This is a genomic window from Paenibacillus silvestris (assembly GCF_009882985.1).
GTDB lineage: Bacteria > Bacillota > Bacilli > Paenibacillales > NBRC-103111 > Paenibacillus_E > Paenibacillus_E silvestris.
This window is the reverse complement of the sequence record NZ_WTUZ01000037.1, coordinates 156402-173659: the sequence shown is the minus strand read 5'-3', so window position 1 is coordinate 173659 and position 17258 is coordinate 156402. Positions and strand designations below refer to the sequence as shown.

The following is a 17258-nucleotide window of genomic DNA, read 5'->3' as shown; positions in this document are numbered from 1 at the left end:
GTAAGACCCCTTGTAGACGACGAGGTTGATAGGTTCGAGGTGGAAGTGCGGTAACGTATGCAGCTGACGAATACTAATCGGTCGAGGGCTTAACCTAATATAGGGATCTTTTGACGAAGTCAAAAGTGTCTCTGCTTAAAACCTAAGAATAACTAACTTTACGCAAGTTTCGTATCTAGTCTTCAGGGAATAAATCCCTACTGTGGCGGTCGTGGCGAAGGGGTTAACGCACTGGTTTGTGGATCCAGCATTCGTGGGTTCAAGTCCCATCGGTCGCCCTTTTCCCTTATCTTGTTGGGGATTAGCCAAGCGGTAAGGCAACGGACTTTGACTCCGTCATGCCTAGGTTCAAATCCTAGATCCCCAGTTTATCTTTCCTTTAAGCGGTCGTGGTGGAACGGCAGACACACCATCTTGAGGGGGTGGCGCTCACAAGGCGTGAGGGTTCAAATCCCTCCGACCGCATCCCAAAGTTACGAGAAAACCTTACATATGTAAGGTTTTTTTGTTTTATAGCAGGTGTCTTCAGATGATTATAGCTCTACGAGATCCATTGGCTACTAATATAGACGATCTCTATTAAGCAAGACATTCGGAAAAACGGATATTTTACAAGAGTTTAGGTCGAATTACGTTTAATTCCATATAAAATCACGAACAATAACCTTGATTAATTAAGGAATCCTATGTATTATTAATATAGCTCGAAATCATACAGATCAATTATTCCTCTTGAAGGTGATTTAATGTCCGTACCGGATGATTCGAATGAATACAAGAAGAAGCTGTGTCACCTGTATAACGAGATTTCCAAAGAGTTATTCGGTTTTGGTACAACATTGCTGAAGGTTTCTTTGGATCAGAATATCATTACGTTTCATGCCAAGCATCGTCGGTCACCCCGCTCTACGGCTTTAGAAGGAGAGGCTCCTACGCTAAAACACGAGGTCGATTTTTACATGTCCTCGATTTACAAGAAGAGAATCCGGGAGAAGCTGGAGCAAGAACTTGGGTTGTCCATGGATGCGGTGTTAAGAGACTATGATCCACCGACTCAATGGGCCATAACGAACATTATTCTTAAACCAACTAAATAGTCTAGACCACGGTGTATCTCTTTTGATCTATCTTAAGAGGTTACCCGCTTGTATATCACTTGATGTCTCTTTCCATTGTTTACGATGAAAAGTGCTCTTGTTAGAAGTTATCTTCTATCAAGGGCACTTTTCTATTTTTTTATAGCCATAGCAAGAAGCACGGCATATATTTGTTAGCCTGTGTAGCATACTAGTAAAAATTTAACAAAGGGATTTTGCGCTACAAATTATATATATGATATTGGGAGGATGTTAACGATGAAACAAAAAATGCTTCGTGGTTTGATTTCTTTATCCGTAGTAGGACTGGCCTTGACGGGGTGTGGGACTGGACCTGCGAAAGATCAGGGCAATACGGGTGCAGCAACAGCTTCGCCAGCAGGAGCAACAAAAGGAGAACCTACACAACTGGTTATTTCCACTTGGGGTTTTTCCGATGATTTCTTCAAGAAAGAAGTATATGCGCCTTTTGAGAAAGAGCATAATGTGAAGATTGTTTTGGAAATCGGCAATAACTCGGAACGTTTGAATAAAGTGAAACAAGGTAGCTCCAAAGTGGATCTTATGTATTTATCCGATTATTATGCACAGCAAGGTATTGAAGCAGGTTTGTTCGAAAAAATCGACCGCAGCCGTATTCCGAATTTAAAAGATATCTACGATATTGCTAAGGCACCGCTTGGTGAAGATTACGGTCCTGCCTACACGATAGGCCGATTCGGAATCGCCTATAATCCTAAAGCAGTAGGTAAAGAAATCAAGTCATGGAGCGACCTGTGGAGTCCTGAACTCTCCAAGAAGCTGACACTTCCAAACATTACGTCTACAACAGGTCCAATGGTTCTAGATGCAGCGTCACTGGTATCCGGCAATGCGAAGTTCAATGAGGATCAAGCTTTCACAAAGGTTAAGGAGCTGAATAAAGGAGTCGTCAAGTATTATGGACAAACTTCTGAATTCGTTAATATGTTCGCGCAAGGAGAAATTGCTGCTGGTCCGATCATGGAGATGTATGTGAAGGATTTGAAAGCGGCTGTGCCTGATACGAAGTTCATTTCCCCAGCAGAAGGGGCATATGCCGTAATGAATACGGTCAACGTGGTTAAAGGAAGCAAAAATAAGCAACTGGCAGAAGATTTCATCAACTGGCATTTGAGCAAAGAAGTGCAAGAGAAATCCGCTAAAGCGAAAGTCGACTCACCTGTAAACACTACCCTGCAGCTCTCCGCTGATGAAGCTCAAGGGATTACTTATGGCGCAGATGTTGTAAATAAGTTGATCAAGATGGATATGAAATTCGTGAATGAGCATCTTAAATCGTGGATTGATCGTTGGAATAAGGAAGTTGCTCAATAATATAGAAGTGGACAAGGGTATATGCTGGTGTGTATACCTTTGTTTTCTTAAAAGGACTTGAAGGGGGCTTAGTTATGAAAAAGAAAGTCATCCTCGATGTGGACACAGGGATAGATGATGCACTAGGCATCCTGCTTGCCGTAAAAAGCGGAGAAATGGACGTACTGGGCATCACTACGGTGAATGGAAACGTATCGTTGGATCAAGCGACAGTGAATACATGCAAAATTCTGCAACTGCTTGGGGTGGAGCATGAGATTCCTGTTATTCGAGGCGCGAATAAACCTTTGATGCGCCCCACTTTCTTTGAGCATCGCGTCCATGGTAAAGATGGGCTTGGCGGAGCTTTACTCGACATGCCGGTTCATGTAGAGGCAGCCGAGGGGCATGCTGTTGATTTCATCGTGGATCAAGTGAAACAGCACGCTGGAGAGGTCACCCTAGTCATGACGGCTCCACTGACGAACCTAGCTTTGGCCGTTATGAAGTATCCTGAGCTGGTTCATCAAGTGAAAGAAGTAGTTGTGATGGGCGGCGTCGTCCAAGGCTTCGGCAATGTGACGCCTACAGCGGAGTTCAACATCTACGTCGATCCGGAAGCGGCCAAAATCGTCGTTCAAGCAGGCTTCCCAAACCTGACCCTCGTAGGCTTGGATGTAACAAGGAAAGCGCTGCTGACGGACGAGCATATCCGTGCACTTGGGGACTCGCCAATAGCTCGTTATGTGAAGGAGAGCACAGCAGATTATATGGAGCGTTACCATGAACGCAATGGTATTCGATCTTGTGCGCTTCATGATCCTCTTGCAGTCGGAGTAGCGTTAAACAAACAGCTGGTCACGACCCGCGAGTACTACGTCGATGTAGAAACCAAGAGTGAGCTGTGTGATGGGCAAACGGTATGCGATTTTCAGAATCGCTTGTCCAAAGCGGCCAACGTACAAGTATGTACCGAGGTTGCGGCTGACGAATTTCTCGAACTTTTTATCCGCACGTTACGTGCATAGCGAACCTAGGAACAGGAGTAAAGCTGCATGAAAAAAACGTACTTATTATTACTATTACTGCCAGGTGTATTATTCCTGACGGTTTTCATGGTAGTTCCGATCCTTCTTACGATAGGTTCGACCTTTTTCGATAAAGGAACATTTACCTTTGCAGGATATTTAAATTTTTTCAAAGACCCGTACTTTCTCAAAATTGTGTGGACAACGCTGCGTGTCAGCTTGGTGACCACGGTTCTCTGTATCATCCTTGGGTTTCCGGTGGCCTATTTTATATCCAAACAGGGTCCTAGACAGAAGGCTATTCTGCTTGCGCTAGCTATTTTTCCATTGCTGACAAGCTCTGTCGTTAGATCGTTCAGTTGGATGATTATTTTAGGTAAAAAAGGATTACTCAACAACGCCCTGATCGCGATCGGTCTCATTAAGGAACCACTGGATATTTTGTACACGCCAGCTGCGATGATGATTGGTCTCATCCACTTGTTTTTACCGCTCATCCTTATTACGTTGGTCGGTGTTCTTGAGAATATAGATCCGGATCTGATCAAAGCGGCGGAAAGCTTGGGAGCTAATCGATTTAAAGCTTTCGTTAAGGTCATTGTGCCACTCAGCGTTCCCGGATTAATCATAGGAAGTATTCTTGTTTTTGTCGGCAGCCTGACAGCCTATACGACGCCTGCTTTGCTTGGTGGCAAGCAGCGAGTTATCTCCACGTTCCTTTATCAGAATGCGATTACGCTTAACGACTGGCATCTCGCCTCTGTCATTGCTGTGATTATGATCGTGATTACCTTCGTCGTCATCGCGCTAATGAATAAGTTGGCGACTAAATTAAATCCGAAGGGGTAGAACTATGCGGGAAAAGAATCGAGGGCTGGCGTTTTTCACCCTTCTTGTCTATATTTTCTTGCTCGGGCCGCTCGTTATTATAGCATTTGCTTCATTTGAGCCAGGGAGTGTACTGAAATTCCCACCGACAGGATTTTCGTTGAAATGGTACCGCAACATTTGGGAAGTTAAGATGTTCCTGACAACCGCGGGCACCTCTATTATTGTATCGCTGATTGGTAACTTGTTTGCTTTGCTGCTTGGAATTCCAGCGGCTTATGCGTTAAGTCGGTTCGCGTTTAAAGGGAAAGAGGCATTGAATGCTGTTTTTATTTCCCCAGTCCTTATTCCTGGTATCGTGCTTGGATTTACGATGCTGAGGTATCTCATCGTCACGTATCACCTTCCGATCTATGCAGCTTTGCTTATAGGACATACGGTGATTATGCTTCCTTTCATCATCCGTGTCATCGCATCAAGCTTAGCGAATTTCGATTTCGCGGTTGAGGAAGCTGCCCTGAGTCTTGGCGCCGGCCGGTTGAAAACTTTCTTTAAAGTGGTCCTGCCGAACATCAAATCAGGGATTATTGCGGCTATTCTGATTGCATTTTTGGAATCTTTTAATAATGTCGACATCTCCGTCTTTATGACGGGTCCTGGCATCAGCACGCTGCCAATTCAGATGCTAACGTATGTGGAGAACCATTTTGACCCTACGATTGCTGCTATTTCGGTTTTACTTATGATCTTAACCGCGGTACTTATGTTCATCATTGAACGGTTGATGGGTTTATCCTACTTCACCAAACGATAACGGAGGCTTTCATCCATGGCATTGCTTACTCTGGAAAATATTTCGGTTGCCTACGACCAGCAATATATTTTGAAGGACTTCAATTTAAATGTAGAAAAAGGAAATTTAATATCTCTTCTCGGTCCTAGCGGATGCGGGAAAACGACGACCTTAAGGCTCATCGCCGGGTTCTTATTAGCTAAAGAGGGGAAGTTCGCTTTAAATGGGAAGGACTACACTCGTATTCCCGTTAGCAAGCGTAACTTCGGCTTCGTGTTTCAGAGCTATGCGCTGTTCCCGCACTTGTCCATTTACGATAATGTGGCCTTCGGCCTTCGTCTTCGGAAGGTAAGCGGAGCAGAGCTTGATCGACGTGTTCGCAAAATTCTGGAAACGGTAAGCTTGTCTGGCTTCGAGAAACGTTATCCGAAAGAACTCTCAGGCGGTCAGAGACAGCGCGTGGCTATTGCCAGGGCGCTGGTTATCGAACCTGAGCTGCTGCTCTTCGACGAGCCTCTTAGCAACTTGGACGCCAATCTACGTATCAATATGCGCGTAGAGATACGTCGTATCCAACAAGAGCTTGGTATTACGACTGTCTATGTCTCCCATGATCAGGAGGAGTGTTTCTCCATTTCGGATCAGGTGGCGATTATGAATAAAGGGATTATCGAGCAGCTGGGTGCTCCGGCAACGATTTTCAAATATCCAAAAACAGAGTTCGTGGCTCGTTTTATTGGCTTTACGAATTTTATCTCCTTTGATACAAGGTACGAAGAAAAAGAACTGATTGCACTAAAAGTGAAAGACTATATGTTCACTGTAACTAAGCATGTTAATAAGGGTGAACAGACTGGGATGCAAGGCGCTATTCGCCCAGATGATGTCGTCCTTGGTATGCCGGGGGAAATCGAGGAAGGTCCCAATGTAGTGACAGGACGTGTTAAAGTGAGCACCTTCTTGGGAAGAAGCTATCAATACGTCGTTGAGACGGCACTCGGAGACATTACGGTCAATAAAGAAATGGAGTTCCCATATCCGAGCAGTCAAGAGGTTCGGCTTCATTTTCCAAGCGAGAAACTGGTTTTAGTAGAGTAGTGTACTTGGAGGTTAAGGCATATGCAGGTTGATTTACTGATTGAAAATGTAAAGATTTATAATAGCTATTTCAAAACATTCATCGAGGGTAACGCAGCTATTCTGGATGGCAAGTTTCTATATATCGGAAAAAAGGGTGCGGAAAGCTTTGCGGCTGCTGAGCGTTTGGACGGGCAAGGCCGTTACATGATTCCAGGCCTCATCGACATCCATCTGCACATCGAAAGCACCATGGTCACACCAGAGACGTTCTCCTACGGCCTTATTCGCAATGGCGTTACGACGATTGTTCCGGAGCCGCATGAAATTGCTAATGTTTTTGGACTTGACGGGGTCAAGGAATTCATCAAAGCCAGCCAGAATTGTGTAGCGGACATGTTCTATGCCCTTCCTAGTTCGGTTCCTGCTACCTCCATGGAAACGTCCGGCGGATCGATCGAAATCGAGGATATGGACGAGTTGCTGCGAACGGAGCGAATTATTTGTCTAGGTGAAATTATGAATTTCGTAGATGTCATAACAGATCCAGACTGCAAAACGAATCACATCCTCACGCATATTCGCAAACACTATCCTCATCTGATTATTGAGGGGCATGTGCCGAAACTGCTGGATTTGGACCTGCATAGGATGATCTATAGCGGAGTCGATTCCGATCACACGCATCAGACGATTGAGGGTATGGAAGCCCGGATCGCTGCGGGCATGTTTATAGAAATTCAGGAGAAATCCATGACGCCTGAAGTAATGGATTATTTGATGGAGCATGAAGTGTCTGAGCACTTCTGCTTTGTTACCGATGATGTGATGGCGGATTCCTTCGAACGGCGCGGTCACTTGAATCATATTGTGCGTAAAGCAATTGAGATGGGGATGAAACCCGAGCATGCGATTTATGCGAGTACCCTTTCTCCAGCGAAAAGAATGCGGATGTATGATCGCGGCGTTATCGCACCGGGCAAAGTCGGTGATTTTCAGTTAATTTCTGATCTGGAGCTTCTGACTATTGACCAAGTGTTCAAGCACGGACGCAAGGTCTATGATGTTCAAGAGGCTTATACCTCAGTCACGAATGCACCTGCTTTTCCAGCCCATTATTATCAAAGCGTCCAGATGTCGCCATTAACAGAAGCAGATTTCTCAGTTAACGTTGAAGTAATGGACGGTTCTTATGACTGCCGTATGATGATGGTGAAAAACGGTTCAACCTTTACTGAGGAGCATCATACGGAGGTTCCTGTTCGTTCAGGTGAGCTTATGTGGCAGGAAAGCGGAAAAGGGCTTATTGCTACCTTTGAACGCTATGGTAAAAACGGAAATCGTGCCTATGGCTTAATTGGCGGGGATACGATTAAACGAGGAGCCGTGGCGACGACTTATTCGCACGATAATCACAACTTGCTTGTTGTCGGACATAATCCGCAGGATATGGTCATCGCGGCTAACGAGGTCATTAACAATCAGGGGGGCTTTAGCGTCGTAGAAGACGGTAAGGTAATTGCTTCGCTTAAGCTGCCTGTCGGCGGTATTTTAACGGAAGCTCCACTTGAGCAAGTAGCTAGGGAAGTCGAACAATTGCGTAAAGCGATGGAATCATTAGGCTACTGTCATTATAATCCTATTATGTCGATCAGCACGCATTCTTTGCCAGTAAGTCCAGCTTTGAAAATAACTGATTACGGTCTAATTGATGTGAATAACGGTAAAGTCGTACCGTTGATCGTCTCTAAATAATATAAAAATCCCGCTCTCATTCTGAGGCGGGATTTTTTGTATCTATTTCTTGTCGGCGAGCCAAGTAGCGAGGGACGAAATTTCATCATCATTGAGCTTGCCTTTGAAGCTAGGCATTGCGCCTTTCCCGTTGGTCACCGTTGCAGCAACTTGATCCTTAGATAATTTGCTGCCTACTTTTTGAAGATTAGGGCCTACAGCACCTTCCAGGTTGACACCATGGCAGCTTACACAGTTGGCTTTGAACACGGCTGATGCCTCAACCTTGGTTGTTGTACCCCCTGTGCTCTGGGTCGCGGAAGGGCTTGCTGAAACGGCAGGGCTTGCAGGTGCGGACGAGCTTGCCTCCGGTTTTGTTTCACTCTTGCCGCAAGCAGCCAGAGAACTGGCGAGCAACAGAGTGAGCACTAATAAGGTTTTCTTCATGTGAACTTCTCCTCATATACGTAGGTTCAAGTGCAAGACAGCCACTGATTGCATGCAATAATCTGCGTAATGACTGTAAATTTACATTGCCCGAATTACCAATTTTTCATGCAAATAATGAATAAGATAAGGGCTCTGGGCTCATGATATCCATAACTACCATAACTAACCTATTGTTCATAAAATTCCAAGGAGGCAACCATATGGCTGATAAAAATGTGGAAAATTCCCCTGACCAGTCGCGACGCAGTTTCCTGAAATATACCGGCACTGCCATTGGTGGTGTAGTGGTTGGAGGGGTGATTGGCAGTGCGATTTCCGGTGGATTCACCAAAAAGTCAGCAACGCCAACCCCTTCGCCATCGGCATCTCCGCAAGTTCAAGCAGGAACGGACTACAACAGAGCGCCTATGTTTTTCAACCAGGCTCAGCTACAGATGACAGAAGCTGCGGCTGAACGTATTTTCCCAAAAGATGAAAGCGGTCCAGGAGCAACGGATTTAGGAGTTGTTTTTTACATCGATCATCAGTTGGCAAGTCCTTGGGGCGTGAATGCCCGGACGTATCGGACAGGCCCTTTCGTTAAAGGGGAAGTGACGCAGGGCGACTACTTAAGTATTCAGCGCCACGAACTGATCACGATGGGACTGCAGAGCATGGAAGAAGCGAGCAAATCTAAATATACGAAGTCCTTCGTAGAGCTGGCTCCTGAGGAACAGGATGCGATTCTCACTTCGATGGAAAAAGGCGAAATTAATGTTGTGAATGGCGTAACAGGTAAAACCTTTTTCAATCAATTCCGTGTGCTCGTGATGGAAGGCGTGTATTCGGACCCGTTATATGGGGGAAATAAGGATATGCAGGGCTGGAAAATGCGGAAATATCCAGGCAACCAAATGAGCTACACCGATGTCATGAGCAAGGATCAATTTGTCGCTATGGAACCACGGAGCTTGCATGATCATTTTGTACATTAATTAAGAGCGAAATCCGATGAAGGAAGGGAAAAAAGCACATGGCTACTAAAATGCCAAAAGTTCCAGTAGTTATTGTTGGAATGGGATGGGTCGGGGGCATCATCGCTGCCGAGCTGTCGAAGCAAGGAGTCAAGGTGGTTGGACTAGAGCGTGGGAAGCCAAGAAGTACCCAGGATTACTACATGGTGCATGACGAGCTGCGTTATGCCTCCAGGTACGATCTGATGCAGGACCTATCCAAGGAAACGGTGACATTCCGTAATACGGAGAAGCTGGCGGCTGTTCCTATGCGAGAATACGGCTCCTTTTTGCTCGGAGAAGGGCTCGGCGGGTCGAGTATTCACTGGAATGGACAAACGTACCGGTTCCTTCCGTACGATTTTGAAATCTACAGTAAAACGGTCGAGAGGTACGGGAAGCAGAAGATACCAGATGGAATGACTATCCAGGACTGGGGCATTACATATGACCAATTGGAGCCCTATTTCGATAAATTTGAAAAGCTGGCAGGCATCTCAGGCGATCCGGATCAGAATCCGATGGTGGGCAAGCGTACGAATCCGTTCCCAACCAAGGCGATGGTGAAAACGCCAGTTCTGAAGTTATTCGAGGATGCGACGAAAAAACTGGGCTATCACCCGTATATGATGCCGTCGGCGAATCTGTCCGAGCAATATACGAATCCGGACGGTATTACCAGAGCGGCATGCCAGTACTGCGGATATTGTGAGCGTTTTGGCTGTGAGTATGGAGCCAAGGCGGATGCAGTGGTCACAGTGCTGCCAATTGCTCAGAAGTCGGGCAATTTCGAGCTGCGCTCTTACTCAAATGTCATTCAAGTGTTGAATGACGGGAAGAAGGCGAGTGGAGTTGTTTACGTCAACACGGTGACAGGCGAACAGTTCGAGCAGCCTGCTGATGTGGTGATTATGGCCAGCTATGTGTTCAACAACATTAAGCTCTTGCTGACATCTAAACTGGGTAAACCTTATGATCCCGCCTCAGGTAAAGGAGTAATCGGTAAAAATTATTGTTACCAAACGAACGGCGGCTCGGCTACGGGATTTTTTGATGACAAGGCGTTCAATCTGTATGCCGGTGCAGGATCGCTTGGCATGGAGATTCCTGATTTCAATGGAGATAATTTTGACCATAGCAGCCTTAATTTCCTGCATGGAGCGGGTATTCGGATCTCCCAAACCGGACAACGGCCGATTGCGACCAACTCAGTTCCCAAAGGCACACCTGCGTGGGGGAAAGATTTCAAGCAAAAGTCACTGAAATACGCGAATAGCGTCTTGGCTGTGTCCCCGCAAGGATCAAGCTTGCCTTGGAAGCATCATTATGTGGATCTGGATCCTACCTATAAAGATGCCTATGGGCTCCCGTTGCCGCGAATTACGTTTGATTTCGAAGAGCAGGATCGGCAGATGATCAAATTCGTAAGCGGTAAAGCCGCTGAAATTATGAAGGAAATGAATCCAACGAGCATTGGCTCATCGGATCAGCTCGGGCCTTACAATATCGTGCCGTATCAGTCCACGCATAACACAGGCGGAGTCATCATGGGGGCGGATCCTTCTACCTCGGCGGTTAATTCCTATTTGCAAATGTGGGATGCTGAAAATGTTTTCGTTGTCGGAGCGTCAGCATTCGCTCATAACAGCGGATATAACCCAACAGGAACCGTGGGTGCTCTTGCATATCGAGCCGTTGAAGGGATCGCGAAATATTTGAAACAAGGCGGAATGGTCGTTTAATCAGGCGCGAAGGTGACCCATAGATAGGAGGCCCCGCATGGAGCAAGAAGATTTGATTTTGCATCTTACCGAGGTCCGCAAACGGTTAATTATTGTGTTGGCTTGGTTTGTCATCATGTTATGCGCCGGGTTATATTTCTCCAGTGACATCCTGCTGTATTTGAAAAGGCAGCCTATGATCGGTGAGATTAAGTGGAATGTGTTCTCGTTTACAGATGGGCTGATGATTTATATGAAGTGCGCATTCCTCTTCGCTTTATTGTTTACAGTACCGGTGATGCTCTATCAGTTGTGGGCATTCGTCAGGCCAGGGCTTACAGAAGCGGAGTCCAGAAGCGCTCTTCCTTACATTCCAGTGGCTTTTGCGCTTTTCATCATCGGGGTGGCGTTCAGCTACTGGGTCGTCTTCCCCATGATGGTTCGCTTTATGATGCGTATGAATCAAACCATTGGCGCGGTGGAAACCTATGGCATTGACCGGTACTTTGGGTTTCTGTTTCAAATCGTATTTCCGATGGCCATAGCTTTCGAGCTGCCCGTGATTCTTCTGTTTTTGACCAAAATAGGACTGTTAACGCCGCAGCGTTTGAAAATGTCCAGGAAGTACGCGTACATCGCTTTAACGATTACAGGATCATGCATTTCGCCTCCTGACATGGTTTCACATCTATCGGTAACGGTTCCATTGCTGTTGCTGTTTGAGATCAGTGCTTTGGCCTCCAACTGGCAGTGGAGAGCGATGATGAGGCAAAGCAGTCCAACGAATGGCTAAGAATGAGGCAAAACAGTTCGATAAGTAGCTAAGTTATCATATAAAAAGGAGGATACGCATGTTTAACAACATTGGTGTATCAGGTTTAATCTTGATTTTGGCGATTGCGTTAATCGTCTTCGGCCCGTCCAAATTGCCGCAGCTGGGAAGAGCATTTGGCGATACGCTCCGAGAGTTCCGTAATTCAACGCGTAATATCATGGATGAGGGCGAACGCGAGCAGCTGATTGAGAATGAGGGTAAGAAGCCTTTTTGAGAGGGCGGACGTAGTGGATTAGCGGGGGAGGGGACTGTAGTCCGCTATTTTGATGAAAAGGAGCACTTTTCATGAGGAAGCGGAACTACGGTTCTCTATTTTATCAATTTCGCCTGAAAAAACAGCATGGCGGACAAATAAGCGCCTGTAGTTCCGCTCAGAAGGGAAACTCGCCTTTTTTCTCCAAATAAGGGACTCTAGTTCCCTTGCATGAGCTTATAGCCGGATTCCCACTAGATTTTTTTGGGGAAATGATAGCTTAAAGAACCGTCAGGAGGATCCTGACGGCTTTTTTTATTTTTTGAAGGTATTGCGTTGCCGCCTCAATGTCAGATGACTTTTGATCAACCAGGCAAGTCCTTATTCTTCGCTTGTTTCACAGATGTACTTCCAAGCTGCAGGAACAGGTTAATCGTAAAGAGGATGACGCCAATAACGACGAGCAAGGAACTGACAATGACAAGCGGGAGCATGGCGGAATTGCCAGAGAGAATCTCAATCGCGAGTCCACCCTGCATAAGAGGCAAACCAATGTTATGTAACCAGAAGTGAAGTTTTGCAAGACGTGTTTCTGCTGCATGCGGATAGAAGTGATAGATGAGACCGAATATCGCCATTGATACCCAACCTAGCAAATTCAAGTGCGCATGGACCGAGGCAAGTCTAAAATCCTGAATGATGCCCATCAACATTCCCAGTAGAACACCTAATGTGATGTAAACCGCAGCAATCTTTAAAAATGTCTTTGCCATTCAGCGAATCCCCTCCAAATTTGTACTTCACACTTATCGTATGTTGTATACAACAAAATATAAGGCGTGAGGAACCAAATTAGATTAAATATTTTATTGAGCCGATTAATTCGCGATGCATTGTTATAAAATAAATTAAAATTTTATTATTGTTTCACATATATTTTTGAAATTTATATAATATATTATCACTATGTTAAATGTAATAATACATTGGCGAGCGTCTGAAGGGGGAGATGGTTATGAGCAGCTTGGCATCTTCGATGGAGTTCGAGAGTAAAAACGTTTCACGCCAACACACCTATGACTTTCAGAGAATTATGGCGAATCGACAGGAACGAACCACACACGAGGAGTGTGGAGATACAGCGTTCTATCCCTTATCACCAGTAGCTTTGGCACTTTATTATGGGTTTGATTATGACATGGAGCCTGCCGGATAATCGGCAGGTTTTTATTTTGTATAACAGGTTGATAAGGTGCTTGAGAATCGGGTGATTTGCTTACTTTTTCCAAATGAATGTACTATACTTATCTCAATGTTATAGCACAGTTCAGCGAGGTGTGATCGATGAGCACAGGCCATTCGGAGCTACATACGAAGCATGAACAAATTACGAAATATATTGAATCTTTGCCTGTCGGCACCAAGCTGTCTGTTCGGCAAATTGCTCAAGACTTGGATGTGAGCGAAGGAACAGCTTATCGAGCCATCAAAGAGGCGGAAAACATCGGGCTGGTCAGCACCAAACGCCGAATCGGTACGATACGCATGGAGAAAAAAGAAGAGCCAGTCATTGATAAGCTAACGTTCGCGGAAATCGTGAATGTGGTGGAAGGCGTTGTGCTTGGAGGATCTTCCGGTATACATAAGTCACTGAACAAATTCGTAATTGGCGCTATGCAGCTCGAAGCGATGTTGAAATACATTGAAGCGGGCAATTTGCTTATTGTCGGTAATCGCGTGCAAGCCCATATGTGCGCTCTCAGCCAAGGGGCTGGGGTGTTGATTACGGGAGGTTTTGATACGACGCCTGAAGTCAAAGAGCTGGCGGATGAGCTTCAGCTGCCGATTATCGGGAGTTCTTTTGATACGTTCACGGTGGCCACTATGATCAATCGCGCGATGGAAGACAGGCTGATCAAGAAAAAGATAATGATTGTCGAAGACATCATGCGCAAAGACAGTCCGGTTTACTCGCTGAAAGGAACGGAGACCGTCAAAGATATGCAAAGGCTGGCTGATAAAACCATGCATACGCGCTACCCTGTCATTGATGGCAATAAAGTGCCCATAGGGATGATCACAACCAAAGATATCGTGGGTGCGAAACCGAACCAGCTCATCAGCCTGTTAATGACACCGAATCCACTCATGATTAACTTGAAGACTTCTGTTGCTTCAGCAGGGCACATGATGGTATGGGAAGGAATTGAACTGCTGCCAGTTATCGATAGTGAGCGGAAAATGATCGGCGTCATTAGTCGCAAAGATGTCATGAAAGCGATGCAGCATATGCAGCAGCAGCCACAGAACGGGGAGACCTTCGAGGTGCAGATCTATGCAGGGATCGATGAAGTGCGCGACGCCGAAGGGAAGCTATCTTTTAAAGGGAGCATTACGCCTCAAATGACGAACTTCGAAGGTTTGGTATCGGAGGGGGTACTCACCACGATTATGATTCGTGCGGCCTATCGCACGGTTAAGGAACATAAGAAAGGCGATCTCATTCTGGATAGCTCATCCTGTTATTTTCTGATTCCACTGCAAATGGACGAGTCCTTTGATATTGTGCCGACGATTGTGGAAATGACACGCCGATTTTGCAAGGTTGATATGGAAATCGTGGCGAATGGCGCCAGGGTGGCTAGAGCGATGTTTACGGCGCGCATCCTTTAACATTGCAACTCTAATCTAAGGAGGACATGCACATGATTGCTTCGATTCACAAAAATGAGAACGGATATATCGTTCAGTATAATCGATCGCTTGAGCATACCGTCAGCGAGATTTGGGCAGCACTTACCGAAAATGATCGCCTAGAGAAATGGATGACCAATCTTCAAGCCGAGGATCTGCGCAAGGGCGGCCACATGAAGTTCGATATGAAGGATGGCTCGGGTACACGGATAGATATGGAGATTACCGATTACGAGCCGCTTTCTGTGCTGGAATTTATATGGGGGAAAGATCGTGTCCGTTTTGAAGTTTCGGCTAGGTCAGAGGGAACCCTATTAGTTCTAAAAGAGTTCATTGGCACGATGACGGACCATACGCCCAAGGACTTAGCTGGCTGGCATGTGTGTCTGGAAATGATGGCTGCACTGCTGGATGGGCAAGCGATAGATTTTCCGATGGATGAGTGGAAGAAATGGTACGAACAGTATGGTGAGCTGGTTCGGCAGGTTGGTTGATACGTAAGCAGACCAGCACTATAATCATATGACCATCAGACAGTGAAACCTCAGCGGCCTGACTAACAGAGACTGATCATTAGAAATCTGACCATTTTTTGGCTGATCAATCCTGATTTTACGGAATCAGCCGTATTCTGAAGCAGGACTGAACGGTTGGCAAGGTGTGCCAACGCCTCCTTCGACTTTCTAACGGACACAGCCGCTCTTATTCGGCGAATTATAGGCGATTTGAAAATCTAACGGACACCAGCGCAGCTATTTGTTTGTTTCGGCCTTGATTTCGCCTCGAAATCGGCAAATAAGGTTACCCGTGTCCGTTAGAAATGAAACGGGTCGATTTTCACGATCTTAACGTCAGTGGTGTCCTTTGGAATTGGCTGGCAAGTTCATGCTGAATAGGGGATGGTCGGTAGTTCCCATTAATTGGTTCTAAGGCTGTTTTCGCGGGAAATAGCGGACCGTAGTTCGCTTGTGAGGAAAACTTTGCATAATCGGATAATAAAGAGGCTGTTCATAGGTCGGTTTAGACCCTATAAGACAGCCCCTTTGTTCGTTTCAGCTATTTGCTAGCGGAGACGGTTTCGATTTCTTTTACGCTTTGATAAATGAGGTTGAACAGCTCTTCCAGGTTGCCTTCTTCAATACAGGAGAAAGCGACGCGAAGATCAGCTGCCCCAAGAGCGATGGTACCCACACCATGCTGATCCAGCAAGTGCAGACGCAGCGTCTCGGCATCAACCGTTTTGAGCTTCAGGCACATGAAGTAACCGGAGTTGAACGGGTAGTAGCCCCATGCATCATCGAACTTGCCGGAGTCCAGAAGGGACTTCGTACGGTTCGCACGGCCTTTCATAATCTCATATTTCTCTTGCTTCTGCTGATTGAACTCTGGGGAGTTAAGCGCATGAAGCACGAAAGTTTGGGATGGGTGAGGCCCGCTGGAGATCGTCGCACGGATGATACCCATTGTTTTCTGTTCTAGTGCGCTAAGCATCGCTTCGCTTTGGCCCGCATAAGTGACAAAACCAACGCGGAAGCCCCAGACGTATTCTTCTTTGGTAGCACCGTCAATTTTGATCGCCAGCACACGTGGGTGAATGTCCGCTAATTTACCGAACAAGGACTCATGAAGAGAACCTTCAAAGAAAAGTCCGAAGTAAGCATCGTCAGTTAGCACAACGACATTGATTCCAGCTTCAGCTGCATCTTTAATCGCGGCAGCAATCTCATTGCCTTCTTCAGCCCCAGGCGTGTAGCCTGTTGGGTTGTTCGGGAAGTTCAAGACAACGATGGCTTTACCTTTGGATTGTTGAGCAAGCAGCGCTTCACGGAGGCCAGCAGCATTAAACTTCTGTTCCTCATTGTAGAGCGGGAAGTTCACAATTTTTGCACCACGGCGGATTTCAAAAGTGAGCTCGTAATTCTCCCAGTTTTTGTCCGGAATAATAACAGAGTCGCCTGCATCAGCGAAAAGATCAGCTGCGATACTCAAACCGTGCGTCAATGCATTCGTTACGATCGGGTTGCCAATCAGTTTGTTGCCGATCTCAGGGTTTTCTTCGAGCATCTTTTTGCGCCATGCGCTGCGGAGCTCAGGCTTACCAGCTGGCGGCGCATATTCATATATATCTTTAGGTGCGTACGTGGAGAGAGTATCTTGAATGACCTTTAAATGCATCGGCTGACCGTTTTCGATCGCAATACCAATCGTAGCATTGAACTTTTTGGCTTTGGCCTTGGCTTCAGCAGATTGGCTAAGAATGCCTTCTTTCGGGAAGTAAATCGATTTACCTAATGCAGAAAGCATGTCAAATACGTGAGAATTTTCACGTTCCAGGGTCTCGTTTAACTGTCGTGCCAGAGGATTCATAAGCATGGGTCATTCCTTCCAATGTGCTATTCATTTTTTGCAGTTATTATACCACTTTCACCCCGGTACGTCACTGCGAGAAACAAATTTTTTTGGATAGAATTATAATCGGAT

The 17258-nt window shown here is 46.0% G+C and carries 17 protein-coding genes, 3 tRNA genes and 1 rRNA gene; 18 read left to right on the top strand and 3 right to left on the bottom strand.

Going from position 1 to position 17258, the window contains the following annotated elements:
- From GQF01_RS28625 to GQF01_RS28575, 11 genes are all read left to right on the top strand, one after another.
- Positions 1-97, top strand: a 23S ribosomal RNA gene (locus tag GQF01_RS28625); the annotation flags it as partial.
- A gap of 108 nt (positions 98-205) precedes the next feature.
- Positions 206-278: transfer RNA gene (locus GQF01_RS28620), tRNA-His, on the top strand.
- 17 nt (positions 279-295) lie between these two features.
- A tRNA-Gln gene (locus GQF01_RS28615) sits at positions 296-367 on the top strand.
- Positions 368-383: 16 nt separating this feature from the next.
- Positions 384-465, top strand: a tRNA-Leu gene (locus tag GQF01_RS28610).
- A 281-nt stretch (positions 466-746) separates the two neighbouring features.
- The gene (locus tag GQF01_RS28605) at positions 747-1097 is read left to right on the top strand and encodes a DUF2294 domain-containing protein (RefSeq protein ID WP_127456545.1); all 351 of its coding nucleotides are present in this window, start codon (positions 747-749) and stop codon (positions 1095-1097) included.
- A 258-nt stretch (positions 1098-1355) separates the two neighbouring features.
- Positions 1356-2453: an ABC transporter substrate-binding protein gene (locus GQF01_RS28600; RefSeq protein WP_161410351.1), complete on the top strand. Its 1098-nt coding sequence runs from the start codon at positions 1356-1358 to the stop codon at positions 2451-2453.
- Between the two features lie 74 nt (positions 2454-2527).
- Entirely contained in the window at positions 2528-3460 is a 933-nt protein-coding gene (locus GQF01_RS28595; protein WP_161410350.1) for a nucleoside hydrolase, read from the top strand.
- A gap of 27 nt (positions 3461-3487) precedes the next feature.
- Positions 3488-4309 carry an ABC transporter permease gene (locus GQF01_RS28590; RefSeq protein WP_161410349.1) on the top strand — a complete coding sequence of 274 codons (822 nt, stop codon included), beginning with the start codon at positions 3488-3490 and terminating at the stop codon, positions 4307-4309.
- A 4-nt stretch (positions 4310-4313) separates the two neighbouring features.
- A complete protein-coding gene (locus GQF01_RS28585) occupies positions 4314-5102 on the top strand; it encodes an ABC transporter permease (protein ID WP_161410348.1) in 789 nt (262 codons plus the stop codon).
- Between the two features lie 15 nt (positions 5103-5117).
- The gene (locus GQF01_RS28580) at positions 5118-6179 is read left to right on the top strand and encodes an ABC transporter ATP-binding protein (protein ID WP_161410347.1); all 1062 of its coding nucleotides are present in this window, start codon (positions 5118-5120) and stop codon (positions 6177-6179) included.
- Positions 6180-6200: 21 nt separating this feature from the next.
- Positions 6201-7913 carry an adenine deaminase C-terminal domain-containing protein gene (locus tag GQF01_RS28575; RefSeq protein ID WP_161410346.1) on the top strand — a complete coding sequence of 571 codons (1713 nt, stop codon included), beginning with the start codon at positions 6201-6203 and terminating at the stop codon, positions 7911-7913.
- 42 nt (positions 7914-7955) lie between these two features.
- Here the strand turns inward: GQF01_RS28575 and GQF01_RS28570 are convergent, their stop codons facing one another.
- Positions 7956-8339, bottom strand: coding sequence for a c-type cytochrome (locus tag GQF01_RS28570; RefSeq protein WP_161410345.1), 384 nt, complete (start codon positions 8337-8339; stop codon positions 7956-7958).
- Between the two features lie 203 nt (positions 8340-8542).
- Between GQF01_RS28570 and GQF01_RS28565 the strand changes: the two genes are divergently transcribed.
- The 4 genes from GQF01_RS28565 to tatA are packed head-to-tail and all read left to right on the top strand — an operon-like array spanning position 8543 to position 12104.
- Positions 8543-9316: a gluconate 2-dehydrogenase subunit 3 family protein gene (locus GQF01_RS28565; RefSeq protein WP_161410344.1), complete on the top strand. Its 774-nt coding sequence runs from the start codon at positions 8543-8545 to the stop codon at positions 9314-9316.
- Positions 9317-9354: 38 nt separating this feature from the next.
- On the top strand, positions 9355-11076 hold the full coding sequence (locus GQF01_RS28560) for a GMC family oxidoreductase (protein ID WP_161410343.1): 1722 nt from the start codon (positions 9355-9357) through the stop codon (positions 11074-11076).
- Between the two features lie 37 nt (positions 11077-11113).
- The gene (gene tatC, locus GQF01_RS28555) at positions 11114-11848 is read left to right on the top strand and encodes a twin-arginine translocase subunit TatC (protein WP_161410342.1); all 735 of its coding nucleotides are present in this window, start codon (positions 11114-11116) and stop codon (positions 11846-11848) included.
- 58 nt (positions 11849-11906) lie between these two features.
- On the top strand, positions 11907-12104 hold the full coding sequence (gene tatA / locus GQF01_RS28550; protein ID WP_161410341.1) for a twin-arginine translocase TatA/TatE family subunit: 198 nt from the start codon (positions 11907-11909) through the stop codon (positions 12102-12104).
- A gap of 344 nt (positions 12105-12448) precedes the next feature.
- Here the strand turns inward: tatA and GQF01_RS28545 are convergent, their stop codons facing one another.
- Positions 12449-12856: a cytochrome-c oxidase gene (locus GQF01_RS28545; protein ID WP_161410340.1), complete on the bottom strand. Its 408-nt coding sequence runs from the start codon at positions 12854-12856 to the stop codon at positions 12449-12451.
- 242 nt (positions 12857-13098) lie between these two features.
- Here GQF01_RS28545 and GQF01_RS28540 point away from each other — a divergent pair, with 242 nt between their 5' ends.
- The 3 genes from GQF01_RS28540 (at position 13099) to GQF01_RS28530 (ending at position 15271) form a co-directional block, all read left to right on the top strand.
- Positions 13099-13299 carry a hypothetical protein gene (locus tag GQF01_RS28540; protein WP_161410339.1) on the top strand — a complete coding sequence of 67 codons (201 nt, stop codon included), beginning with the start codon at positions 13099-13101 and terminating at the stop codon, positions 13297-13299.
- Positions 13300-13427: 128 nt separating this feature from the next.
- Positions 13428-14756 carry a DRTGG domain-containing protein gene (locus tag GQF01_RS28535; protein WP_161410338.1) on the top strand — a complete coding sequence of 443 codons (1329 nt, stop codon included), beginning with the start codon at positions 13428-13430 and terminating at the stop codon, positions 14754-14756.
- Between the two features lie 32 nt (positions 14757-14788).
- Complete coding sequence (locus GQF01_RS28530; RefSeq protein WP_161410337.1) at positions 14789-15271, top strand: SRPBCC family protein; 483 nt, start codon at positions 14789-14791, stop codon at positions 15269-15271.
- A gap of 562 nt (positions 15272-15833) precedes the next feature.
- Here the strand turns inward: GQF01_RS28530 and GQF01_RS28525 are convergent.
- Positions 15834-17144, bottom strand: a complete 1311-nt coding sequence (locus tag GQF01_RS28525; RefSeq protein WP_161410363.1) for an aminotransferase class I/II-fold pyridoxal phosphate-dependent enzyme — start codon at positions 17142-17144, stop codon at positions 15834-15836.
- Positions 17145-17258 lie beyond the last annotated feature (114 nt).